This window comes from Ruegeria sp. AE4 (genome assembly GCF_056542185.1).
Genome location: NZ_JBQFZK010000008.1, coordinates 23,287 through 47,210 on the forward strand (window position 1 = coordinate 23,287; position 23,924 = coordinate 47,210).

Below are 23,924 nucleotides of genomic sequence, written 5' to 3' on the forward strand. Positions count from 1 at the left end.
CTGCACAGTATCCGATTTTTGAATAAAAATCACGATGGCAGTGATGTTGGGTTTAGGCCGTCCGCTCCGGCAGGCAAATATGCGGTGCACCTTATGCACCGAAGGGGGCCGAAAAGCTGTCGGATTTCAGGCTGATCTTCCGTTTAATCGGCGAACAGGTAGTCCAGCCGCATCACCACGCTGGCCTTTTCTTCGTCCACCCCTAGAAATTCGGATATGACAGCTACGTTTTCGGCGCGCTGGGCGGTTTCCCGCAGTCGCAGGTAATTGTCCAAACCGGCGGCGCGGATTTGTTGGGACTCGTAACTCAGATCGTTGCGAAGTGTCGGCAGCAGATGGGAAACAGTCTCGACCGGGCTGTTGTCCCCCGCCAAGCCGACGCGGCGCGCATGTCCGATTAGGTATTCGTCCGAATATTCGCATTCGACCTCAAGCACATGGGTTTTGGCCTGATCACCGCTGAAATCCTGAACTACGTCCAGATTGGCCGGGTCGAGGCACAGAACCAACTGGTTTGATCCGAAACTTTCGAAAAGCATTCGTACAACGGCCCGCCGATGGCGCGAGCGCTTGGTCAGCGTCGTTTCAATACCGCCCAGATCAGGCAGTTGAGTTTCCTCTTCGTTAAACAGGTATTCGACGCAGGGGATATCTGTTTCAGACGCGATCTGATCGACCAGCCTTTTGGCGACATGCCACTTCTTGCACACGATCACAAACAGCTCTCGGTCGGGGCCCAGAACACTTCCGGCCTCCCAGAAACGTTGCCCGAACCGGCGCCCGATGCGCCCCCGGCCGGCCAGAAACGCATACAGACTGCGCCCCTCGTTCGAGATGGAAAAATCGATGCCCTCACTCGCGTAAAGTGAGCCGAGACGCTCTTTCAGTTCATGCGCCTCTGGGCTGATCTTGCGGGCAAACAAATAGTCCTGACCCAGAAGCATGTCATAGTGATCGTTGTAGAACGTGACGGGCATTCCATAATCCGAAAACATCAGGAATGTCGGTGTACGGTTTTCGATTTCACCCTTCGGGATCAGATGGCGTACCAGCGTTTGAAAGAAGGTTTCATCGGGTATCCAGGTGGTCGCAAAAAACCGGATCACGTCCCTGCGCTGTCGCAGGAAGTCCAGAATCATCTCGACCGTTCGGCGGCGCAGACACCACCATTGGCTGCCTATCATAACCTGAAGGTCTTCGGGAATTCGCCGCGTCAGCCCGAAACGCTTCTGCGTTTCATAGGCAGCGTAGAATAGTTTCGGCTGGGTGCGTTCATTGAAATAATGGCGATAGATTAGCCGGTCTTCTTTCATGCCGGTCTTGATCCAGTCGCTTTCGAAAAAGTCGTGGCTTTCAATGAAATCCTTGTCGTGATTATCCAGAAACCGATGGGTGTATTCTGCCGTTTTGATCGCCATGCAATCACCGGACAGCATGTAAAAATGCGTGGCGCGGGGGAAGGTTTCGACAGCAGCCTGCAAGGCGTTCAGCGTGGCCTGCACCAGCGACCATTCTCCCCAGCCGCATTTGATACGCCTTTTGGCAAAGGTCACGTTCGGATTTTGATCCAGCGCGGAACGAATGCGCCCGTAGGCTTCGGCGCTGGCACGGGCGTCAAAGTGAATAGCCATGCAATCGCCCGCAGCGGTCAGCTGTTCAGCCTGTGCAATGATTGCATCAGGGTCCTTATGGCATAGCAATATATAAGCAATCTTCGCCATCGAGGTTAGGTAATTTCCGTTTCTGCCCGGTTTCAACCGTGATACTGAGGATGAGCGATTGAATAAACAGAATAATTTTGGTTCCTTGTTATCAAAAGCTGGCATATCGGTTTGAGACCAGACCAGCGTAGGAGGCACAGCAGATGGGTTTTCCCGGTACCTGGATGACCGAGAGCGAAAGCATGGTGTACCGCGTCGTGCCCAAATGCGCCTGCTCGACCATTGGGCAGATCATGTATTATTCGGATCACGGCCAGTTCTTTGACGGTGACATCCATGACGCCAAGGATGGCATGCACAAATGGGCCTTTGATCAGAGCCAGGATCTGATTTCCAAAAATGTGCGCGATCATGCTTCGTATTCCTTTACCTGTGTGCGCAACCCATACACGCGTATTCTGAGCTCGTTTTTCGACAAGATCTGCGGGATTCAGCGCAACGGCAAACGGTATCGTGGCAATCTGGTGCCGACGCTGATCTACAATTACGGGATCGAGGTGGGCGGTGACGATGGCAAGGGAGAGTTTGACCAAATCGCCAGCTTTCGCCGGTTCCTGCTGTTTGCGCGGGATACCATCCGCTGGCGACGCCCGATGGACCCGGACATTCACTGGTCGGCCATGTCTGGTCACGTGTCGACCTTCATCGTGAACGGTGGCCGTTATGATCGGATCTTCTGGACCGAAGCGTTCAACGACGGGATGCAGGGTGTCTTGGACAATACCAAGCTGAAGCACTCTATTTCGCTGTCCGAAATACCCCGGTTCAACGAATCCGAAGGCCATGGCCCCAAGCGCGCACATCCGGTCGAGGATTATTTCGACGACCTGTCGATGCATCTGGTCTATGAGATCTACAAGCAGGATTTCGAGTTGTTCAAATACGATTTCGAAAACCCGGCCAACAAGATGCCGATCGGCGAAATCGATCTGGACGAAATTCACGCCAAGCTGGGCGATTGATCTTAAGGCAGGACGCCCCGTCCACTGTCAACGTTTCATGCGAAACATCTGCTCTGGTTTAGCCCGAGAGCGCCTGTGCATGATCGGGTTACCGGTCTGCCGCGTCAGCAGACCGGTAATGTGTCAGTTTAGACTTGGCGTACGGCACCTTTTGCCGCGCTGGTGGTCAGCTTGGCATAGGCCTTCAGCGCAGTAGACACCTTGCGTTTGCGCGGCGCAGCAGGCACCCAGCCTTTTGCGTCCTGTGCTTCGCGCCGGGCGGCAAGCTCTTCATCTGAGACGGCCAGATTGATCGAGCGGTTGGGGATGTCGATTTCAATCGTGTCGCCATTCTGGACCAGACCAATCTCTCCGCCTTCAGCCGCCTCGGGTGAGACATGGCCGATCGACAGACCGGATGTTCCACCCGAAAACCGCCCGTCGGTTAGCAGGGCGCAGGCTTTGCCCAGACCCTTCGATTTCAGATAGGATGTCGGGTACAGCATTTCCTGCATCCCCGGACCGCCACGCGGGCCTTCATAGCGGATCACCACCACGTCGCCCTCTTTCACCTTGCCAGTGAGAATATCGCTGACTGCCTGATCCTGGCTTTCGCACACGTAAGCCGAGCCGGTGAATTGCAGAATATTGCCATCCACACCAGCGGTTTTCACGATGCAGCCGTCGCGGGCGATGTTGCCGAACAGAACCGCCAGACCACCGTCCTGACTGAACGCGTGTTCCTTGGACCGGATCACGCCGCCCTTGCGATCAGTGTCCAGTTCCTTGAACCGGTTCGACTGGCTGAACGCCTGTGTGGTGCGCACACCGCCGGGGGCGGCCTTGAACAGTTCCTGTGCCTTGGGGTTGTTGGCGATGGTGATGTCCCAGTTGGCAATCGCCTCGCCCATCGTGGCCGAATGCACCGTGCTGCATTCGTTGTGCAGCAGGCCCGCGCGGCTGAGTTCACCCAGGATCGAGAAGATACCACCGGCACGGTGGACGTCTTCCATATGCACATTTTCGGTGTTGGGCGCGACTTTGCAGAGGCAGGGAACACGACGGCTGAGGCGGTCCATATCGGCCATGGTGAAGTCAACTTCACCCTCATGCGCGATGGCCAGCAGGTGCAGCACCGTGTTGGTCGATCCACCCATGGCGATATCAAGGCTCATGGCATTTTCGAACGCATCAAAGGTGGCAATCTCACGGGGCAGAAAGCCTTTTTCATCCAGATCGTAATGGCGCTTGGTAATCTCGACGATCCTGCGGCCGGCTTCAAGGAACAGTTCTTTGCGGTCTGCGTGCGTCGCCAGAGTCGAGCCGTTACCCGGCAGGGCCAGACCCAGCGCCTCGGCCAGACAATTCATCGAATTCGCGGTGAACATGCCCGAACATGAACCACATGTGGGGCAGGCGTTTTCTTCGATGTGCTGAACCTGTTCGTCGGTGAACTTGTCGTTCGCAGCGGCCACCATAGCGTCCACAAGGTCAATCTTCTTGGCTTCCAGATCGGCGATGTCGATCTTGCCCGCTTCCATCGGACCGCCTGAGACGAAAATGGCCGGGATGTTCAGACGCATGGCGGCCATCAGCATGCCGGGAGTGATCTTGTCGCAGTTCGAAATGCAGACCATAGCGTCCGCACAATGGGCGTTGACCATATATTCGACCGAATCCGCGATCACTTCGCGTGAGGGCAGCGAATACAGCATCCCGTCATGGCCCATGGCGATACCGTCATCCACGGCGATCGTGTTGAACTCTTTCGCCACGCCACCTGCGGCTTCGACCTCGCGCGCGACCATCTGGCCCAGGTCCTTCAGATGCACGTGACCCGGCACAAACTGGGTGAATGAGTTGACGATGGCGATGATCGGTTTGCCGAAATCGTCGTCACCCATACCTGTGGCCCGCCAAAGGCCACGTGCGCCAGCCATGTTGCGGCCATGGGTAGAGGTTCTGGATCGGTACATTGGCATGATGCTGTTTTCCCTGTTGCCTCGGGTTGCATAATTCGGGGTTCGTACGTTATAGCGCACGTAGCACATGTGCGTTATAACGTACAAGGTAAATCGCAGGGCGCGGGTATGGCTATGGACGACATTACGCTGAAATTACGGGATGTGCGGACAGCTTCGGGGTTGAGCCTGTCCAAAGTCGCCGAGATGACCGGGGTCAGCAAAGCCATGCTTGGCCAGATTGAGCGCGGCGAATCGAGCCCAACGATCGCCACGCTTTGGAAAATCGCCAAAGGCTTTCAGATACCGCTCAGCGGGTTGATCGACACAACGCTGGGCGATCCATCGGTCTTTCAGACTGTAACCTTTCCCGGCAGTATCGAGGTCAAGATCGTCTTTCCCTTCGATCCCGCACTGGGAGCCGAGACTTTTCACGTGAACCTTGCCGCGAACCAAAGCCACGAATCCCCGGCTCATGCCGCCGGGGTGACCGAGGAAGTATTTGTCCTCAGCGGTACTTTGGAAATTCTGCGTGGCGAGGAATGGGTGCCCTTACAGGCCGGGCAGGGGTTGCGCTTTGCTGCGGACCTGCCGCACGGGTATCGCGCCGGTTCGCAAGGAGCCGCGTTTCTAAACATGCATCACTATGCGCAACACACTGAATCTCCTGAAAATGGCACGGCCCAGATATGACGGCTATCTTTGACACACTTACCATCGTGGATGCCATCGGCTCATTCGGGGCGCTGATCGTGGTGGCGGCGTATTTCGCGACGCAGATGCGGATGATGAATTCCGATGACCTGGCCTTTCCGGTGATCAACCTGCTGGGGTCTGTCCTGATCGTCTTTTCGCTGCTTGAGAATTTCAATCTGGCCTCGATGCTGATCGAAGGGTTTTGGATTGTGATCAGTGTCATCGGCATCATCCAGCATTTCCGCCTGCGCAAGGCGCGATAATTCCTGAGGTCAACAAGCGCTAGCGCTATCCAGCCTTGAACGCCCATGCCACGGGGTATAGGGAAACCCCAAGCTCGCTTAGGGGAGGCTTTGATGCAGGACGATCCAAAAACCCTCGTATCCACCGAATGGCTGGCCGCGCATATGAAAGACCCGGATCTGCGGATTCTGGACGGGTCGTGGTATTTGCCCGCGCAAAACCGTGATGCCAAGGCCGAATATGATGCCGGGCATATCCCCGGAGCACGGTTCTTCGATATTGATGAGATATCAGATCACCGTTCCGACTTGCCTCATATGGCGCCACCGGTCGAAAAATTCATGTCACGCCTGCGGGCCATGGGTGTCGGTGATGGTCATCAGGTTGTGGTTTATGATGGTGCCGGGCTGATGTCCGCAGCGCGCGTTTGGTGGCTGTTCCGTCTTATGGGGCAGGAAAACATCGCGGTTCTGGATGGGGGTTTGCCAAAATGGCAGGCCGAGGGGCGCGAGATCGAGGATCTGCCTCCGGTCATTCGCGACCGCCACATGACCGTTCGCGTGCAAAACCAGCTTGTCCGGGACGTCACGCAAGTTTCCGCCGCCGCCAAGCTGGCGGATCACGAAATCATCGATGCCCGCTCGGCCGACCGATTTGCCGGAACCGCACCCGAGCCGCGCGAAGGGCTGCGTTCGGGCCATATTCCGGGCTCGCGCAATGTGCCCTTTGGGCAGTTGTTGAACGCCAACGGAACAATGAAGTCGCCCGAGGACTGCCGCGCCATATTCGAGGCTGCAGGCGTCGATCTGTCTAAGCCGGCGATCACCTCTTGCGGTTCGGGTGTCACGGCCGCCATTCTCAGCCTTGCGTTGGAACGCATGGGCAAGAAAGACCACTCGCTTTATGACGGCTCCTGGGCTGAATGGGGTGCCTTCCCGACCCTGCCCGTCGCAACCGGAGAGAACTGATGTTCGAGAACCTGAAACCGCAGCCCGCCGACAAGATTCTGGCGCTGATGCAGATGTACCGCGAAGACCCGCGTGATCAGAAGATCGATCTGGGTGTTGGTGTTTACAAGAATGCCGAAGGCGTGACGCCGGTGATGCGCGCGGTGAAAGCCGCCGAACAGCGCATCTGGGAAGAACAGGAAACCAAGGCCTATACCGGTCTGGCCGGTGATCCGGCCTATGCGGATGCGATGATCGGATTGATTTTGGGTACTTCGGTGCCGCGTGGCAACATCGCCGCAGTGGCGACACCCGGAGGCACCGGCGCCTGCCGTCAGGCGTTCGAGTTGATCCGGATGGCGAACCCTTCGGCACGTGTGTTTGTGTCGAACCCGACCTGGCCCAACCATCTGTCGATCCTGAATTACCTGGGGATGGAAACCGTTCAGTATCGTTACTTCGATGAAGAGACCCGGGGCGTCGATTTCGATGGGATGATCGCAGACCTGAAATCCGCCAAAGCGGGTGACGTGGTTTTGCTACATGGCTGCTGCCACAATCCGACCGGTGCCAATCTGAACATGGTGCAATGGCAGGAGGTTGTGAACCTGATCAATGCGCTGGGCCTCGTTGCGATGATCGACATTGCCTATCAGGGTTTCGGTGACGGTCTGGAAGAGGATGCGCAAGGCGTGCGGCTGGTGGCCTCATCGGTAAAGGAATGTCTGATTGCGGCGTCATGTTCCAAAAACTTCGGCGTTTATCGCGAGCGCACCGGGTTGCTGATGGCCGTCAGTGACAACGCGGCTGAAACGGCGTTGAATCAGGCCACGCTGGCGTTTTTGAATCGCCAGAACTATTCCTTCCCGCCTGACCACGGCGCGCGCGTGGTGACGACCATTCTTATGGATGAGGCGTTGCGGGCAGACTGGGCAACTGAACTGGAAGAGGTTCGGCTGTCCATGCTGGGCCTGCGCCAGCAATTGGCTGACGAGTTGCAGCGTCTGGCCGGATCCGACCGGTTTGGGTTCATCGCCCAGCACCGCGGAATGTTCTCGCGTCTTGGGGCGGCACCGGAACTGGTCGAGAAACTGCGCGTTGAACACGGTATCTACATGGTCGGCGACAGTCGCCTGAACATTGCCGGGCTGAACGCAGCGACTGTGCCGATTTTGGCCAAAGCAATTGTGGATGTCGGGGTTTAAACGCCGACGCGACATTCGAAACGGAAACCCGGGCGCGAACGCCCGGGTTTTTTTGTCAGGTGGCGGCAAGGCTTAGCCTTTCGAGAATTCGGGGTATGCTTCCATTCCCAGTTCCGCCATGTCGAGGCCGTTGATCTCATCCTCTTCGCTGACACGGATGCCGACGGTGGATTTCAGGATCGTCCACAGGATCAGTGCGCCGACAAAGGTGAAAACGCCGTATGCGACGATGCCCAGTAGCTGCGCGCCCAGGCTTGCGTCACCGTAGAAGACGACGGCGATGGTGCCCCAGATGCCACAGAACAGGTGGACCGGGATGGCACCGACAACATCATCGATCTTGAACTTGTCCAGCATCGGGACCGCGAAGACCACGATAATACCACCCACGGCACCGATCCACAGGGCACCGAACAGGGTTGGGGCCAGCGGTTCGGCCGTGATCGAGACCAGACCCGCCAGCGCGCCGTTCAGCACCATCGTCAGGTCGGGCTTCCTGTACAGAACCTGAGTCAGGATCAGCGCTGCAACCGAGCCCGAAGCAGCCGCCATGTTGGTGTTGGCAAAGATGCGTGACACGTCCGATACATCACCCACTGTTCCCATCGCCAGCTGCGAGCCGCCGTTGAATCCGAACCAACCCAGCCACAGGATGAACGTTCCCAGGGTCGCCAGCGCCAGGTTAGAGCCGGGCATCGGGTGAACTTTGCCATCTTTGTACTTGCCGATCCGCGGGCCCAGGATAAGGGCCCCTGCCAGCGCAGCCCAGCCACCGACCGAGTGTACGATGGTCGAACCGGCAAAGTCCGCGAAGCCCTTGGCATCCAGCCAGCCGCCGCCCCATTTCCATGAACCGGAAATCGGGTACATGATGCCTGTCAGCACGATGACGAAGATCAGAAAGGGCCAAAGCTTGATCCGTTCCGCCACGGCGCCGGAAACGATGGATGCGGTCGCGGCCACGAACACAAGCTGGAAGAAGAAGTCTGAACCGACCGAAGCATAGTCCAGTGCCGCATCCGCCGGCGCAACACCAACCGCATCAAGCGTTGTGGTCGAGAAGAACGGGCCAAGCCAGCCCGTGATGGACCAACCGTCGCCGGGATACATCAGGTTGAACCCGATCAGCCAGTACATGATTGCGGCAAATGAAAACAATGCCACGTTCTTGATCATCTGCATGGCAACGTTCTTGGATCGTACCAGACCGCCTTCCAGCATGGCGAAACCTGCGGCCATGAAGAAAACAAGAAAGCCCGCCATCAGAAACAGCAGCGTGGTAAAGATATACTGGGTGTGCTGTGCCGCTTCGCCGGTTGCGGCGGCCTCTTGCGTAAGACCCATCTGCGGCAGCGCAACAATGGCGGCGGCAGGGATGAGAGATTTCATCAGGTTCATTGTCAGTCCTCGAATGATTGTGAGTGGGCGCACTTACAGCGCGTCCTCGTTGGTTTCCCCGGTACGCACACGCATCGCCTGTTCGACATCGAGGACAAAAATCTTGCCGTCACCGATCTTGCCGGTTTTGGCGGTTTTGGTGATGGTCTCGACGATCTGGTCGGCCATTGTCGCAGGCACCACGATCTCAAGCTTGATCTTGGGCACGAAGTTCACCGCATATTCGGCACCACGATAGATTTCGGTGTGACCGGACTGCGAGCCGAAGCCCTTGATCTCGGTTACCATCATGCCGCGCACGCCAGCCTCGGTCAGTGCTTCGCGCACCTCCTCCAGCTTGAACGGCTTGATTGTCGCAATGATCAGTTTCACGTCTTTCCCCTCTGATTGTCCGGTGGGACCGGCTTGTTTGCACCTGCAGAAAAAAAGCGCGCCGCGGCGCAGTAAGAAACGCTTTCGGGGCCAAAACCTGTCGGAAAATAATGCGAAGTTGCACAATTTTTGCACAACACAGTCGTTGCGACTAATAATTGAGCACTATAGAGAGGGGAAATTCCGGAAATTCGGACCTCTACATACTGCGGTTGTCGAGGTATGGTGACCAAAAAGTATAACCGGGCAGAGTTTGAGCATGACTGAGTCCAAGCGCCGCAAGCCGACATTGGTCGCGGATAGACGGTACCCTTCAAAGGGCCGAAAACCGGCGGCGACCAAAAGCGCGGCGGGCAAGAAATCGACGGCGCGCAAAACGGCCACGCGCAAAACCACACGCAGGAAAACCCGCAAGTCATCAGGGGGCAAAGGCGGGGGTATCTTTCGTCGCTTGTTCCGATGGATCTGGCGGCTGATCTGGGGCTTGACCTGGCGTGTCGGTGCGGTTTCGGCCATGCTGCTCGCGCTGGCGGTGGGTATCGTTTACGCAACCTTGCCGGATGTGGATGCCTTGCTAGATGGGCGCGCGCGGGGTTCCGTGACCTTGCTGGATCGTGACGGCAAGGTCTTTGCCTGGCGTGGCGATCAGTTTGGTGGCGTGATCACAGCCGATACCGTGTCTCCACATCTGAAAAACGCGGTTGTCGCAACCGAAGACAAACGATTTTACCGGCATTTCGGGGTCAGCCCGCGTGGTGTCGCCAGCGCGGTCAGCATCAACCTGAAAGAAGGCCGAGGGCCTTTGTCCGGGCATGGCGGATCGACGATCACGCAACAGACCGCGAAACTGCTGTGTCTGGGTGTTCCCTATGATCCCGGCGATTGGGATTCCGAGGCTGCGTATGAGGCCGACTGCCGTCAGGGCTCCTTGTGGCGCAAGGCCAAGGAGGCTGTCTATGCGCTGGCAATGGAAGTGAAATACTCCAAGGACGAGGTCCTGACGATCTACCTGAACCGCGCTTTTCTTGGCGCAGGCGCGCGTGGGTTCGAAGCCGCAAGCCAGCGCTACTTTGGAAAATCTGCCGCCGAGGTTTCGCCCGCAGAGGCCGCGATGCTGGCTGGTCTGCTGGTTGCGCCTACACGCTATGCGCCGACCAACAACCTGCAACGGTCTCAGGATCGAGCGCGGCTGGTGATCGGTCTGATGGAGGATCAGGGATATCTGACCGCCGCACAAGCCAGCGAAGCGCGTACGCGCCCGGCGCAACTGTCTGAAGCTGCAGCTGCCCGAGCGGGCGGCTATTTCGCAGATTGGGTTGTTTCGGAACTTCCCAGTTATTTTGGTGATAACACAACCGAAGATGTTGTGATTCAGACGACTTTGGATCAGCGGATTCAGCGATCGGCGGAAGAGGCTTTGCAATTCATCTTTCAGGAAAAGGTGCGCGAAGGCTCCAAGGCGCAGGCGGCCATCGTGGTCATGTCCGCGGACGGAGCGGTGAGAGCCATGGTCGGCGGCCGAGAAACACGGGTTGCCGGGGTGTTCAACCGGGCCACCATCGCCAAGCGCCAAACCGGTTCGTCCTTCAAACCTTTTGTCTACGCTACCGCGCTGGAACTCGGCTATTCGCCGCTGGATACGGTGATGGATGAACCTTACTGCGTGGACATTCCCGGGTCCGGTCAATGGTGCCCCAAGAACTATACCAACAAGTACTACGGGCGCGTGTCACTGGCGGATGCGTTGAAGAACTCGCTGAATATTCCGGCGGTGAAAGTTGCCGAGATTTCGGGTTTGGATAACGTCCGCACCGTGGCCAGTGGTTTTGGCATTGCCAGCGATCTGGCGCAAGGTCCGGCCTTGGCGCTGGGCGCGTCGGAAAGCACGCTGATTGAGATGACGGGGGCTTATGCAGGTATTCTGAACGGCGGCTCTGCCGTTGAACCTTATGGCCTGACCGAGTTGAAGCTACTGGGTGATGAAGCACCTGTCATGGTTACGACAACCGGTATCGGTGAACGGGTGATTAACGACGCGGCTGCCAAACAGCTGACATGGATGATGGAACGTGTGGTGTCCGAAGGCACAGGTGGACGGGCCAAGTTGCCCGGCTGGCAGGTGGCGGGCAAAACGGGCACAACCCAGGCGGCGCGGGATGCATGGTTCATCGGATTTACTGCGGATTACGTAACCGGTGTTTGGATGGGCTACGACGACAACACGCCCCTATCTGGTGTGACCGGCGGAGGTTTGCCTGCGGAAATCTGGAGAGAAACCATGCTGCGTGTCACCGAAGGGATGACACCGACACCCTTGCCGATGATGGCACCAGCGCCGCCGGTTCAGGTCGCACAGCCACAACCGCGTCGAAAGCGCGGAGGCTTTGCCGATGATATCAACAATCTGCTGAAGAATATTTTCGGCGGAAACTAGTGCCGTCTTTGATGGAAAAACGAAAAAGGCGGTGCATCGGGCACCGCCTTTTGTCATTTCGCTGTTTCGTGTTTCAGACGCTGGCATCCAAGGCCGCAAGGATCGCGTCGCCCATTTCAGTGGTTGATACGGGCTGAACGCCCTCATCTGCAAGCAGGTCGCCGGTGCGTACACCATCGGCCAATACTTTCTCGATCGCGGCCTCCAGACGATCCGCTTCTTCGCCCTGATCAAAGCTGTAGCGCAGGGCCATAGCAAAGCTGAGGATACAGGCGATCGGGTTGGCTTTGCCCTGACCGGCGATATCCGGGGCCGAGCCATGGACGGGTTCATACATTGCCTTGGGCCGACCATTAGCCATCGGCGCGCCCAGAGAGGCCGAAGGCAACATGCCCAGCGACCCGGTCAGCATCGCGGCGCAGTCGGACAGGATGTCACCGAACAGGTTGTCGGTCAGGATCACATCAAACTGTTTCGGTGCGCGCACAAGCTGCATCGCGCCGTTGTCGGCGTACATATGGCTCAGCTCAACTTCGGGGTAGTCCGCTGCGACGCGGGTGACGACTTCGCGCCACAGGATGCCCGATTCCATCACGTTGGCTTTTTCCATTGAGCACAGCTTTTTGTTGCGGCGCATTGCCAGTTCAAAAGCCGAGCGCGCGGCGCGTTCAATCTCGGATTCGGTGTAACGCTGGGTGTTGATGCCGACGCGTTCGTTGCCTTCCTCGAAGATGCCGCGCGGCTCACCGAAATAGACGCCCGAGGTCAGTTCGCGCACGATCATGATGTCGAGACCGGCAACGATGTCTTTCTTCAGCGAAGAGAAATCGGCAAGCGCGTCAAAACACTGCGCGGGGCGCAGGTTCGAATACAGGTCCATTTCCTTACGCAGGCGCAGCAGGCCACGCTCGGGTTTCAGGCTGAAATCCAGATCGTCGTATTTCGGACCGCCGACAGCGCCCAGCAGAACCGCGTCAACCTCTTGCGCTTTTGCCATGGTCTCATCGGACAGAGGCTTGCCGTGGGCGTCATAGGCGGCACCACCCACCAGGTCCTCGCTCACGTCAAATTGAAGACCACGATTGGCACCGAACCAATCGATGATTCTGCGCACTTCGGCCATAACTTCTGGGCCAATTCCGTCTCCGGGCAGGATGAGGAGCGAGGGGTTGGGCATGAAGGGTCTCCTTGCGTTTTGTTGCACAGGCCCTAGCGTCTGCGCAGCATCGGGTCAATGAGACAGACCTGTCAAAACACAAGGAAAATACATGCTGACACCTGGAAATCCGGTTCCTGCACTGAAAATTGAAACCGTCGCCCATGGCGGTTTCGACCTTGAGACCAACAAGGGCGAAAACGGAACGCTGGTGATTCAATATCGCGGATTGCATTGCCCGATCTGCATCAGACAGATGACCGAGGCCGAGGCGGCGCTGGACGATTTCGCGGCGCTGGGTGTCGAGGTTATCATGATCACCACCGATACCGCCGAACGTGCCGCTGAAACCGCCGCAAAAGCCAATGTTTCCCGCTTACGCGTAGGCCACAGCCTGCCCCTGTCTGAGGCGCGGGAGGGTTGGGGGCTGAACATCTCGACCAAGCGCGAAGGCAGTGCCGAACCAGACCTGTTCGCAGAGCCCGGACATTTCTACATCGCACCTGACCGGACGCTGTACTATGCTTGGCGACAGACCACGCCTTTCGGTCGCCCGTCGATGTCGGATATCGCGGGTGGTCTGAAGTTCACGTTGGGCAATAACTACCCGGCGCGCGGAACGTATACGGGCCCTCTTTGATCCTCAGAGGCTGGCCTTGAGCCCTTCTGCCAGCAAATCCCAGACCCTGCGGATACGTGGGGTCTGGCGCATGGCCTGCGGCGCAGCCAACCACACGGGCAGAACCGGGATTTCAACATCCAGCGGCAAGATTTCGACATCCGGGTCGGCTTCGGCCATCTGGACCTGACTGAAGCCAATGCCGCATCCCGCGCGGATCAGTTCCCAATAGGCGCTTTGCAGATCGCAGCGGGTCGCAAAACTGTTGCGGCTTGCGGGCCATCCTTTTTCGCGCATGGCCTTGATGATTTCCTGATTGGCGTCAAACCCCACAAGGTCGTGGGAAAAAAGTTCCTCGGGTGTCTTGGGGCGTCCCTTACGGTCGAGATAGGACCTGGCCGCGCAAAAGCATAACGGCACCTCGCCCAGATAACGCGAAATGATATCCATCTGCGCGGGGCGATACATGCGAACGGCAATATCTGCCTCGCGGTATAACAGGTTTTCCGTGGTATCGGTGGCGACCAGCTCAAGTTGAATGGCGGGTTCCTGCCTTCGGATATTCGCCAGAATCGGAGGCAGCAGATGATGCGACGCGAAGACCGAAGCGGTGATGCGGACCGAGCCTTCAAGCTGCTGCGACTGCCCTGCGGCGGCAAGGCTGAAGGCAGTCATGGCGCTGTGCATTTGCTGCGCCATCGGCAAGAGCTGGGAACCTGCCACGCTTAGTTTCAGGCCGCGCGCGTGGCGGTCGAACAAGGATACGCCCAGTTCGGTCTCAAGGCTTTGTACTTGCCGCCCCAATGTGGGTTGGCTGCGATCAAGGTGCCGAGCAGCGGCAGACAGGGATCCTGTTTCGGCCACGGCCAGAAAGCTTTGGATCAGAGACCAATCCGCATGCGTCAGTGCTTTATCCATTCATAATTGAATACACATTCTACATTTCCCGGCAATTCCATACGTGCATTGAATGGATAGATTGGTCCGAAACAGGAGGTATCAATGACACAAACTGCTCTGATACTCGGCGCGTCGGGCCGGTTTGGGCGTAATGCTGCAAAGGCGTTTCGGAATGCGGGTTGGACCGTGCAGACATTCCGTCGCGGGTCCGATTCTCTTTCCCAGGCGGCAAAAGGGGTGGATGTCATCGTAAATGGGTGGAACCCGCTCTATCCTGATTGGTCGCGTGAAATGCCCGACCTGACCAGACGTGTGATAGATGCCGCGTCCGAGACCGGAGCCACCGTACTGGTTCCAGGCAACGTCTATGTGTTTGGAGCGGACACGCAAGGCCCATGGTCCGGGAGTACACCGCACTTGGCCACCAATCCGCTTGGCCGCATCCGGATCGAGATGGAGGAGACGTATCGCGCCTCAACCGTCCGTACGATCCTTCTGCGTGCGGGTGATTTCATTGACACCGAGGCATCTGGAAACTGGTTCGATCAGGTCATGATCAAGCATCTGTCGCGCAATCAATTCGTGTATCCCGGAGATCCAGAAGCTTTGCACGCCTGGGCCTATCTGCCTGATTTGGCCCAAGCTGCCGTCGCGCTGTGTGAAATTCGAAAGGATCTGCCGCGGTTCTGCGATGTTCCTTTTGCTGGCTACACTCTGACCGGAACTCAGATCGCGCAGTCTTTGACGAGAGTGACCGGACGCGACATATCCGTGAAGCCGATGCAATGGTGGCCATTGCAGCTGGCGCGACCATTCTGGCGCATGTCTTCACACCTGATTGAAATGCGGTATCTGTGGCAGGTGCCACACCAGTTGGACGGATCGTACCTGACCGAGTTACTGGGTTCTGAGCATCAGACCGATCTGGATGATGCATTGCGTTCTGCAATCTCACCTAACCTGGTGACTTTGTCCTATGCGACCCCAGAGTCGATCATGCCTTAAGGCAGGGTGACGTCAACCCAGACCAATCGGTGCCTGCTGGCACGTAGGGCAGATTCGTAAAGCTTGTTGCCTTTTTCCGGCCACGTCACACCGGCATCCGAAATGCGCAGGTCGGCCGACGGCAGCACATAATCCACGCGCATTTCACCCGTGGCCTTCCACGCGACCGTTGAGGTTGAACCTGACGGGTCTTTCGGCAGCGGGTCTTGCAAACGCGGATGGGCCAGAAGGGACTGAATGGCCTGTTTACGGCCCTCTCCACGCGTTGGGTCAAGGTTGGCATCGCCAGCGATTACGAAGGGACCTTCGGGAACTGGCCTCAGTTCACCGTTCAGTAAAACGGACCAGAGCCGGATCTCATCTTGGTTGCGCAATCCGTTTCGATCCTCGGGCCCATCGAAAACGGGTGGCGCCGCATGAAAGGTCATGAGATTGAGCCGCCCATAAGGGGTTTCGATCGGTACAACCCAATGCGCGGTCGAAGACAGGCGTTGTATCTGATGTGCCGCGTCAGACGGGAAGGGGTGCCCGTTTACGCCGGGCAGGGTGGCGCCTGGTAAACTCTGCCACAACAGCTCGGAATAATCCTGAACCTCAGCGGTGATGATTTCGTATCGCGACAACACCGCCAGCCCACCTTGACCTGTGAACTGCCCCCAGCCTTGGGCGTCGCCGGGGCCTTGGGTCTTGCCATCACCGTCCAGATCAAGCGAGGTTTCCAGCCCGGCATTGGGTTGTGCGGCAAGGTAATATCCGTAATCAAGCCCCGCGTTGCGCAGTTTCCTGGTCAGGGCGATTACAGCAGTATTGTTTAGGTCCCAGTCGATACCCTGAAGGGCGATTATGTCAGGGCGTGCCGATGCAATAACGTCAACAACGGCCAGAACCTGCGCGTCATCGCGTTGAATGTCGCGAAGCAGTAGGCCAGGACCTTTTTCGCTGAGCTCGGTATTATAGGTGGCGATACGCACGACCTCTGCCTGTGCCGCAAAGGGCAGCAATAGCAGACATAGGGTGCGGATCATGCGGCCTGTGTTGACTCGCTGGTCGAATAAGCGCGGCGTTTTTCCATGATCAAGCCCGCGATCCTAAGGGTCGCCATGCCGCGCATGATCATGCTGGCGGGCAGGAAGGCCCATGCGCTCATGGTCCAGATCAAGGTCTGTGGGTTCCCGAGAGAGATCGGGGCGATCACACTGCTCATCAACTTGATTATCGCCGGAATGAGGAATGGCAGCAGAATGCCGATACAGATGTTCAGGCGGCCATCCCGTTGAAGGCGCGTAACGACATCGCCCCCTTTGGTAGGGTCAAACAGCGGCAGGTTTGTCCAAACATTGAAGGCGCCATTCCCGGTTGGCCAACCCCGAACCCTGACCGCATAGGCAAAGCTGACAATCGTGACCAATGCCGCGACATAAGCTACGCTGGCGGTGATGCGGACCAGTTCAATCAAGGCGTGGCTGGCATCCGGGGGCAACATCAACACGATGAGGCGCACCGGAGAATAGGGGAAGTCCACCACATTTGCGACAGCCAAACCAACCGAATAAGAGAATGTGGTCAACTGCGTTGGTTCAAAGGCGTTTTTGCAGATCAGCGTTAGAAAGGTGACCATCGACATCAGGCCGACAAACCGAAGGCGATTGACCGGGGGCGCGTCGCGGAATTCGATAAAGCTGGGAAAGGCAGAATTGTATTCGGCAAAGGTCAGGATAAACGCGAGGATCGCGAGAAAGACCAGAATCTCGGTCCCGTTCGTAGATGAGACAGGCAGGTACAACGCAGGTGTCAGCACCATAAGTGCAACAAGTATACCGCGTATCGCCGCCCCTGTTGTGCGCGCAATCACTATCCGAACCCTTTTTCAAACCGGATCAGCCGATCTTTGTCGACTTGTTTCCAACTTGTGCCCGTCGCTTCGTCTGACGTTGACGGATGCCTCTTCAGCGTCAACATGAACGATAAGCGGCATTTTGCTCAAGCCGAGGTGCAGAAAACACGGGATTTCGGGCAAAAAGATGGCGCAACTGGTGCGGTATTGCATCATTTTCGACGCAAATCCGACGTGTATCTCAAATTGATACCCACATGTTGTGGTTTTCGAAAAATCAACCCCAAGAATGCGAGCGGGGCCGCCTTGGCGACCCCGTCAGGTTGAGTATCCACAGATTCGCCCCCAGAATCACACCCAGGGGCGGGCCTGACTGGCGTGATCCTCGAACTTGTCGATGTGATGATCTTTTTCCATCGTCAGCCCGATATCATCCAGACCATTAAGCAGGCAGTGCTTGCGGTGAGGATCGATTTCGAAATCGATCACGACGCCGTCCGATGTGGTGATCTGCTGGTCTTCCAGATGTACGGTCATGCGGGCGTTTTCGCCTTTATGCGCATCATCCATCAGGATCGCGTGGTGTTCTGCCCCGACAACAATCGGCAGAATGCCGTTCTTGAAACAGTTGTTGAAGAAGATGTCGGCAAAACTGGTCGAGATCACGACCTTGATGCCGAAATCCTTGATCGCCCAGGGCGCGTGTTCGCGTGAGGACCCACAGCCGAAATTGTCGCCAGCAACCAGAATCTCGGCCTCGCGATAGGCGGGCTTGTTCAGGACGAATTCTTCATTCTCCTGACCGTCATCGTGATAGCGCATCTCGTCGAACAGAACGACACCCAGGCCCGACCGTTTGATGGTTTTCAGGTGCACTTTCGGGATGATCATATCGGTGTCGATATTGATCAGCGGCATTGGGGCGGCCACCCCGTGGACTTTTTCAAACTTATCCATGTTCACACTCCTGCGGGAGAGGGCCGCGCCCAGACCCCGCGTTAAGCTTGTTTCGTTTCTTTTGGTGCGTCCTTGACGAAGAACGCCATGAAGACAAGGCCGAGCCCGTTAAAGATCATCTCGATCCCCAGCAGGATGCCCAGCAATTGCAGCAGCACCGAAGGGTCCATTGCAGCAAAGCGCCAGATCAGGATTGCAAGAACAATCGACATGATGCCCGAGACCAGCGTCGCCCAGAAATACTGTGTTCCACGCATCTGGAACGACAGGATCACGCGGGCAATGCCGCCAGCCATGAACAGGATCAGGCAGACGGTTGCCAGTGTCAGCGTTCCTTGCAGTGGGTGATCCAAAAAGGACCAGCCCAGAAACAGCATCACGACACCCATGATAAGTGACAGTATCTTGTTGCCGGTCCCTTCGACTGTGAAGCCGCCAACAACCTGCAATGCGCCCGAAATCAACAGCAATACACCTGTGACCACCGTCACGGTAATTGATGCCACGACCGGTGCGCCCAGCACAAAGATGCCGAACACGATGGACAGAAGTCCAAGCAATAGCCATTTTGTCCAGTCACTCATGTCTTCAATCCCTCAAATATCCAGTTATGAGGGTAGCTTACATCATTTCACGAACGTCTGTCAGCCGTCCTGTGATTGCCGCTGCGGCGGCCATTGCCGGGCTTAGCAGGTGGGTACGCCCGCCCCGGCCCTGACGGCCTTCAAAGTTGCGGTTTGAAGTCGCGGCGCAGCGTTCACCCGGTTGCAACTGGTCGGGATTCATCGCCAGACACATCGAACATCCTGCCAGACGCCACTCGAAACCGGCTTCTTTGAAGATATCCGCCAGACCTTCTTCTTCGGCCTGCGCGCGGACGAGGCCCGAGCCCGGAACGACCATGGCGCGCATGCCGTCCTTGATCTTTTTGCCTTTCAGAATCTCGGCGGCGGCTCGCAGGTCCTCGATCCTGCCGTTGGTGCACGAGCCGATAAAGACGGTGTCGATCTCAACTTCGCTCAGCTTCTGGCCGGCTTTAAGCCCCATGTATTCGATGGAGCGGCGGGCTGCGTCGACTTTGCCACCTTCGAAATCCTCGGGGTTCGGGACGGTTGCGGTGATCGGCAGAACGTCCTCGGGGCTGGTGCCCCAGGTCACGACCGGCGCGATATCTTCGCCGCGCAGAGTGATGACCTTGTCGAAATGCGCGTCTTCGTCGGTGTAAAGGGTTTTCCACCATGTCAGAGCCGCTTCCCACTGCGCCCCTTTCGGCGCGTGCGGGCGGCCTTTGACATAGTCGAACGTTGTTTCATCCGGCGCGATCAGACCAGCACGAGCCCCGCCTTCAATCGCCATGTTGCAGACGGTCATGCGTCCTTCCATCGACAGATTACGGATCGCTTCGCCGCAATACTCGATGACATAGCCGGTACCGCCAGCGGTGCCGGTCTCACCGATCACAGCCAGAGTGATGTCCTTGGCGGTCACGCCCGGTTGCAACTTGCCGGTGATTTCCACCTTCATGTTTTTGGACTTCTTCTGGATCAGCGTTTGCGTGGCCAAAACATGCTCAACCTCGGACGTTCCGATGCCGTGGGCCAGCGCGCCGAAGGCACCGTGGGTCGCTGTGTGGCTGTCGCCGCAGACAACGGTCATACCCGGCAGGGTCCAACCCTGTTCCGGTCCAACGATGTGGACAATGCCCTGGCGCACGTCATTCACCGGGTAGTAGTGAATGCCGAAATCCTTGGCGTTCTTGTCCAGCGCCTCGACCTGAATGCGTGATTCCGGGTTTTCGATCCCATTCACGCGGTCCGGTGTGGTCGGCACGTTGTGGTCCGGTACAGCGATGGTTTTTTCCGGCGCGCGCACTTTACGGCCTGCCATGCGCAGCCCTTCAAATGCCTGCGGGCTGGTGACTTCGTGCACCAAATGGCGGTCGATATAAAGCAGGCAGGTTCCATCATCGGCTTCGTGCGCGACATGGGCATCCCAGATCTTGTCATAGAGTGTCTTGGGGGACATCGGTCCTCTCCCGTATGTAATGAGAAATAGCTGGCGAGTTGGCTCAGGCGACGGATAGGCGCGCCAGAACCGTGCGGGCAGCGCCAAAGAACCGTTCACGCAAGCGCGCGCGATCTTCCAGATTCTGAAGTTGGGCCACATTGAGTCTCATGCGGTTCAGATATACCGCGCCCTTCCGGCAATCAAGGTTCAAAACCAGTGTCAGGCTTGCATCGCCCTGCATTGCTGTTCAAGCTGACCCCGCAGGAGACGTGCATGAACCAAGACCTGATCCCAAGTACGCTGACCGACCTCTATAACAACATGGTTGCGGCTTTTTCCGCGCAATTCGAGAGGCTGCTTGATCTGATCGTCACGCCGGGCTGGCGACAATATCAACTGCTCATCATCCTGTTGCTGTGGGCGCTGGCTTTGCTGCTGAAATTCCTGACCCAGTCTAGATGGGATGCCTGGGCTCGTTCGCGCACGGGATGGCCGAAATGGCGGCTGCGGGTTCTGGTGCAGCTGATGCGACGGTTGGCGCTGGTCTACTTCATCCTGCTTTCGTGGGCATTGTATCTGACCATGCAGCAACTCACTTGGCCGTCGCGAAGCTATATCATAGGGGTGATAGCTACGTTGGCGGCGGCGTGGCTGGCGATAGCACTGGTCGCGAGACTGGTCCAAAACCGCACACTTCGCCGGATTTTCAAGTGGGCAATGTGGATCTACGCAACGCTTGTCGCGCTGAATCTGACGGATGATGTCGCGGGTTTTCTTGACGGTGTCGCGATTTCCATTGGGGACCTGCATATTTCGGCTCTTGGGATTCTCAAGGCAACTTTGCTGATTGGCATCCTGCTGACACTGGCCCGTATCGGCACGCGCGCAGCCGAACGCGCATTGCAAAGCAATGACGACATAACTCCGTCCATGCAGGTGCTGCTGTCAAAAGGCATACAGGTTCTGCTTTACGGGGCAGTCTTTATGGCTGCGATCCGAACGTTGGGGTTCGATCTGACCGGCATCGCGCTTTTGTCTGGCGCCATCGGCGTGGGTATCGGGTTCGGTTTGCAAAAAGTAGTGTCGAACCTGATATCGGGGATCATCATCCTGATGGACCGCTCGATCAAGCCGGGCGATGTAATCTCGTTGGGGGATACGTTCGGTTGGATCAATGCACTTGGCGCGCGATATGTGTCGGTCGTAACACGGGACGGGCGCGAGTACCTGATACCAAACGAAGATCTGATTACCAACCAGGTGGTGAACTGGTCGCATTCCGACCGGTTCGTGAGATTGGATCTGGATTTTGGTACCAGCTATGACGACGATCCGCATAAGGTGCGCGCAACCGCAATCAGGGCGGTAAAGGCGGTTGCCCGGGTCCTGAGCGGCGGCAAACATGAACCGGTTTGCCACATCACCGGGTTTGGTGACAGCAGCGTGGACTATGTGCTGAGGTTCTGGATCAGCGACCCGACAAAGGGGCTGACCAATATCCGGGGCAATGTCTATCTGGCGCTTTGGGACGCATTCAAGGAAGAAGGTATCTCGATCCCCTTCCCACAGCGCGAGATCCGACTGTTATCGGACGGCGCAACTGCGCAACAGATCATCACAGAGTAAGCGTCTGTGTGCGCCCTGCAGCGTACATTCATTGAAATGTTGCATTCCCCTTGCTACCTTATTAGTACCCCGGCGCCGGGGTTTCACGGCGCGCAGCAAAGGAGGACTATGTCCTGTCTCTACATACACAGGCGGGTTTGCCCGCCGATGATGGGGTCAACATAATGGCCCACTCTCAGTCAATCAGCGACAAGCTGCTTGAACGAATCCTTTCCTCACTTTCCGATGACAAGGCCGAAGACGTCGTGCAGATCAACCTGCAGGGCAAGTCATCGGTTGCGGATCACATGGTGATTGCCTCGGGTCGGTCGACCCGTCAGGTGTCGGCCATGGCGGAAAAGCTGACGGATCGCATCAAGCAGGAATTCGGTTTCACCTCGAAGGTCGAAGGCAAGGACACCGGCGACTGGGTGCTGATCGATACGGGCGACGTCATCGTCCATATCTTCCGCCCCGAAGTGCGTGAATTCTATCAGCTGGAAAAGATGTGGCTGCCTCAGGGCGGCAGCGCCTCGGCGAACTGAGGCGCTATCCCGGCCTGCATTAACAGGCCGGAGGCGAGAGAGACATGCGTATCAGCATAGTTGCGGTCGGGCGATTGCGCGCCGGACCCGAGAAGACACTGCTTGACGATTACCTGACCCGATTTGACCGGACCGGCCGTGCGCTGGGCCTTGGGCCTGCGCAGGTGATCGAGGTTGAAGACAAGAAAAACGCAGGGATGGCAGCCGAAGCCGCGCTGCTGCGTAAGGCCCTGCCCAAAGGGGCGGTGTTGTGCACGCTGGATGAACGGGGGCGTGTCATGTCCTCGCCCGATTTCGCGAAAAAGCTGGGTGATTGGCGCGACGCGGGTCGGCAGGACCTGGCATTTGTGATCGGTGGTGCGGATGGAATTGACCCGGTTCTGCGGACCGAGGCGGATTTTTCCATTTCATTCGGGTCGATGGTCTGGCCCCATATGCTGGCCCGTGTGATGCTGGCCGAGCAACTTTACCGGGCCGCGACCATTCTGTCAGGTGGCCCCTATCACCGGGTCTGACATGGCGCAGCTACTGATTGTCTACCACTCGCGCACAGGCGGTGCCCGGCAGATGGCCGAAGCCGCGGCCGAAGCCGCGCGAGGTGAGGCTGACACAAAGCTTATGCCAGCCGATCAAGCCTGGCCGGAAGATCTGTTGGCTGCCGATGGCTACATCTTTTGCGCGCCTGAAAATCTGGCGGCAATTTCGGGTCTGATGAAGGAATTCTTCGACCGCTGCTACTACCCGGTGCTGGGCAAAATAGAAGGCCGACCCTATGCGCAGATGATTTGCGCGGGATCGGATGGCGAGAATGCCGCCCGTCAGATCGCACGGATAGCCACTGGTTGGCGATTGAAAGCTGTTCAGCCTCCGCTGATCATCTGCACCCATGCGCAAACGCCCGAGACCATTTTGGCCGAAAAGACAATCCCGCAAGACCAGCTGGATCAATGCCGCGAGACAGGAGCCGCTTTGGGTGCGGGTCTGGCCATGGGAATTTTCTGAGGGTCAATCCAGGTTAACCACTGTGGTGCCTTCATTCCATCCATCGACGATGCACCGTGCCTGAATTTGCACCTGTGTCATGCCATCGGGAATGACCACCCCGCCCAGAGAGCGGGTAAAGGGTTGTTCGGTTTCGTGAGGATGGAGCAGGACGCGCATTCCCAACTCGTTTCCATCCATATCCAGAACACGCCAGCCATCGGCGTAATGATCCCAACCCGTATCGGGATGCCGGATCGTCACATCGAACCGCCATGTATCACCGTTTGCACTGGTGCGGACCTGTTCGATTGTTGGCGGGTCGGCAAGGGCGGGGCTCGCCAACATGGCGCAGAGAATCAAGTATCGCATCGCACCAGTGTAACCAGTGGGATAG

25 protein-coding genes are annotated in these 23,924 nt (G+C 57.4%); 12 read left to right on the forward strand and 13 right to left on the reverse strand.

Annotated features, from left to right (window positions below):
- Window positions 1–143: 143 nt before the first annotated feature.
- Window positions 144–1,721 (reverse strand): DUF5928 domain-containing protein, encoded by a 1,578-nt coding sequence (locus ACR0EK_RS11585; RefSeq protein WP_480967823.1) that lies wholly within the window; start codon window positions 1,719–1,721, stop codon window positions 144–146.
- A gap of 143 nt (window positions 1,722–1,864) precedes the next feature.
- Between ACR0EK_RS11585 and ACR0EK_RS11590 the strand changes: the two genes are divergently transcribed.
- Entirely contained in the window at window positions 1,865–2,683 is an 819-nt protein-coding gene (locus ACR0EK_RS11590) for a sulfotransferase family protein (RefSeq protein ID WP_267364226.1), read from the forward strand.
- Between the two features lie 128 nt (window positions 2,684–2,811).
- Here ACR0EK_RS11590 and ilvD read toward each other — a convergent pair whose 3' ends face one another.
- Window positions 2,812–4,644: a dihydroxy-acid dehydratase gene (gene ilvD, locus ACR0EK_RS11595; protein WP_480967824.1), complete on the reverse strand. Its 1,833-nt coding sequence runs from the start codon at window positions 4,642–4,644 to the stop codon at window positions 2,812–2,814.
- A gap of 108 nt (window positions 4,645–4,752) precedes the next feature.
- On the opposite strand from ilvD, the gene ACR0EK_RS11600 reads away from it, so the two are divergent.
- From ACR0EK_RS11600 to ACR0EK_RS11615, 4 genes are all read left to right on the forward strand, one after another.
- A complete protein-coding gene (locus ACR0EK_RS11600) occupies window positions 4,753–5,316 on the forward strand; it encodes a helix-turn-helix domain-containing protein (RefSeq protein ID WP_480483875.1) in 564 nt (187 codons plus the stop codon).
- Window positions 5,313–5,582: a CBU_0592 family membrane protein gene (locus tag ACR0EK_RS11605; RefSeq protein ID WP_480483876.1), complete on the forward strand. Its 270-nt coding sequence runs from the start codon at window positions 5,313–5,315 to the stop codon at window positions 5,580–5,582. Before ACR0EK_RS11600 ends, ACR0EK_RS11605 begins: the two co-directional genes overlap by 4 nt.
- A 93-nt stretch (window positions 5,583–5,675) precedes the next feature.
- Window positions 5,676–6,530 (forward strand): 3-mercaptopyruvate sulfurtransferase, encoded by an 855-nt coding sequence (gene sseA / locus ACR0EK_RS11610; protein WP_480488175.1) that lies wholly within the window; start codon window positions 5,676–5,678, stop codon window positions 6,528–6,530.
- Window positions 6,530–7,714, forward strand: a complete 1,185-nt coding sequence (locus ACR0EK_RS11615) for an amino acid aminotransferase (RefSeq protein ID WP_480488174.1) — start codon at window positions 6,530–6,532, stop codon at window positions 7,712–7,714. Before sseA ends, ACR0EK_RS11615 begins: the two co-directional genes overlap by 1 nt.
- 72 nt (window positions 7,715–7,786) lie before the next feature.
- Here the strand turns inward: ACR0EK_RS11615 and ACR0EK_RS11620 are convergent, their stop codons facing one another.
- Together ACR0EK_RS11620 and ACR0EK_RS11625 are read right to left on the reverse strand one after the other, a co-directional pair.
- Complete coding sequence (locus ACR0EK_RS11620; RefSeq protein WP_480900065.1) at window positions 7,787–9,112, reverse strand: ammonium transporter; 1,326 nt, start codon at window positions 9,110–9,112, stop codon at window positions 7,787–7,789.
- A gap of 33 nt (window positions 9,113–9,145) precedes the next feature.
- Window positions 9,146–9,484, reverse strand: coding sequence for a P-II family nitrogen regulator (locus ACR0EK_RS11625; protein WP_209507249.1), 339 nt, complete (start codon window positions 9,482–9,484; stop codon window positions 9,146–9,148).
- Between the two features lie 259 nt (window positions 9,485–9,743).
- Here ACR0EK_RS11625 and ACR0EK_RS11630 point away from each other — a divergent pair, with 259 nt between their 5' ends.
- Window positions 9,744–11,918, forward strand: coding sequence for a transglycosylase domain-containing protein (locus tag ACR0EK_RS11630; protein ID WP_480870592.1), 2,175 nt, complete (start codon window positions 9,744–9,746; stop codon window positions 11,916–11,918).
- 73 nt (window positions 11,919–11,991) lie between these two features.
- Here ACR0EK_RS11630 and leuB read toward each other — a convergent pair whose 3' ends face one another.
- Window positions 11,992–13,095: a 3-isopropylmalate dehydrogenase gene (gene leuB, locus ACR0EK_RS11635; RefSeq protein WP_209507247.1), complete on the reverse strand. Its 1,104-nt coding sequence runs from the start codon at window positions 13,093–13,095 to the stop codon at window positions 11,992–11,994.
- A gap of 91 nt (window positions 13,096–13,186) precedes the next feature.
- Between leuB and ACR0EK_RS11640 the strand changes: the two genes are divergently transcribed.
- Entirely contained in the window at window positions 13,187–13,714 is a 528-nt protein-coding gene (locus ACR0EK_RS11640; protein ID WP_480900063.1) for a redoxin domain-containing protein, read from the forward strand.
- Between the two features lie 3 nt (window positions 13,715–13,717).
- Here ACR0EK_RS11640 and ACR0EK_RS11645 read toward each other — a convergent pair whose 3' ends face one another.
- On the reverse strand, window positions 13,718–14,611 hold the full coding sequence (locus ACR0EK_RS11645; RefSeq protein WP_209599231.1) for a LysR family transcriptional regulator: 894 nt from the start codon (window positions 14,609–14,611) through the stop codon (window positions 13,718–13,720).
- A gap of 84 nt (window positions 14,612–14,695) precedes the next feature.
- Here ACR0EK_RS11645 and ACR0EK_RS11650 point away from each other — a divergent pair, with 84 nt between their 5' ends.
- On the forward strand, window positions 14,696–15,598 hold the full coding sequence (locus tag ACR0EK_RS11650) for a Rossmann-fold NAD(P)-binding domain-containing protein (protein ID WP_480773957.1): 903 nt from the start codon (window positions 14,696–14,698) through the stop codon (window positions 15,596–15,598).
- Here ACR0EK_RS11650 and ACR0EK_RS11655 read toward each other — a convergent pair.
- The 6 genes from ACR0EK_RS11655 to ACR0EK_RS11680 form a co-directional block, all read right to left on the reverse strand.
- Window positions 15,595–16,623 (reverse strand): endonuclease/exonuclease/phosphatase family protein, encoded by a 1,029-nt coding sequence (locus tag ACR0EK_RS11655; protein ID WP_480900061.1) that lies wholly within the window; start codon window positions 16,621–16,623, stop codon window positions 15,595–15,597. The genes ACR0EK_RS11650 and ACR0EK_RS11655 overlap by 4 nt on opposite strands.
- Window positions 16,620–17,450, reverse strand: a complete 831-nt coding sequence (locus ACR0EK_RS11660) for a hypothetical protein (protein WP_480483884.1) — start codon at window positions 17,448–17,450, stop codon at window positions 16,620–16,622. The genes ACR0EK_RS11655 and ACR0EK_RS11660 overlap by 4 nt, the downstream gene beginning before the upstream one ends.
- A gap of 333 nt (window positions 17,451–17,783) precedes the next feature.
- Window positions 17,784–18,389, reverse strand: coding sequence for a 3-isopropylmalate dehydratase small subunit (gene leuD / locus ACR0EK_RS11665; RefSeq protein ID WP_480483885.1), 606 nt, complete (start codon window positions 18,387–18,389; stop codon window positions 17,784–17,786).
- 41 nt (window positions 18,390–18,430) lie between these two features.
- A complete protein-coding gene (locus ACR0EK_RS11670; RefSeq protein WP_209507240.1) occupies window positions 18,431–18,973 on the reverse strand; it encodes an HdeD family acid-resistance protein in 543 nt (180 codons plus the stop codon).
- Between the two features lie 37 nt (window positions 18,974–19,010).
- Entirely contained in the window at window positions 19,011–20,414 is a 1,404-nt protein-coding gene (leuC, locus tag ACR0EK_RS11675) for a 3-isopropylmalate dehydratase large subunit (protein ID WP_480900059.1), read from the reverse strand.
- Window positions 20,415–20,457: 43 nt separating this feature from the next.
- Window positions 20,458–20,553: an isopropylmalate isomerase gene (locus ACR0EK_RS11680; protein ID WP_245220657.1), complete on the reverse strand. Its 96-nt coding sequence runs from the start codon at window positions 20,551–20,553 to the stop codon at window positions 20,458–20,460.
- Between the two features lie 116 nt (window positions 20,554–20,669).
- Between ACR0EK_RS11680 and ACR0EK_RS11685 the strand changes: the two genes are divergently transcribed.
- The 4 genes from ACR0EK_RS11685 (at window position 20,670) to ACR0EK_RS11700 (ending at window position 23,548) form a co-directional block, all read left to right on the forward strand.
- On the forward strand, window positions 20,670–22,022 hold the full coding sequence (locus tag ACR0EK_RS11685; RefSeq protein ID WP_480914381.1) for a mechanosensitive ion channel family protein: 1,353 nt from the start codon (window positions 20,670–20,672) through the stop codon (window positions 22,020–22,022).
- 164 nt (window positions 22,023–22,186) lie between these two features.
- Window positions 22,187–22,546 carry a ribosome silencing factor gene (gene rsfS, locus ACR0EK_RS11690; RefSeq protein ID WP_209599225.1) on the forward strand — a complete coding sequence of 120 codons (360 nt, stop codon included), beginning with the start codon at window positions 22,187–22,189 and terminating at the stop codon, window positions 22,544–22,546.
- Between the two features lie 44 nt (window positions 22,547–22,590).
- Window positions 22,591–23,061, forward strand: a complete 471-nt coding sequence (gene rlmH / locus ACR0EK_RS11695) for a 23S rRNA (pseudouridine(1915)-N(3))-methyltransferase RlmH (protein WP_480914382.1) — start codon at window positions 22,591–22,593, stop codon at window positions 23,059–23,061.
- 1 nt (window position 23,062) lies between these two features.
- Window positions 23,063–23,548, forward strand: a complete 486-nt coding sequence (locus ACR0EK_RS11700) for a flavodoxin family protein (protein WP_480914384.1) — start codon at window positions 23,063–23,065, stop codon at window positions 23,546–23,548.
- 3 nt (window positions 23,549–23,551) lie between these two features.
- On the opposite strand, the gene ACR0EK_RS11705 is transcribed toward ACR0EK_RS11700, so the two are convergent.
- Window positions 23,552–23,899: a hypothetical protein gene (locus ACR0EK_RS11705; protein ID WP_480900095.1), complete on the reverse strand. Its 348-nt coding sequence runs from the start codon at window positions 23,897–23,899 to the stop codon at window positions 23,552–23,554.
- Window positions 23,900–23,924 lie beyond the last annotated feature (25 nt).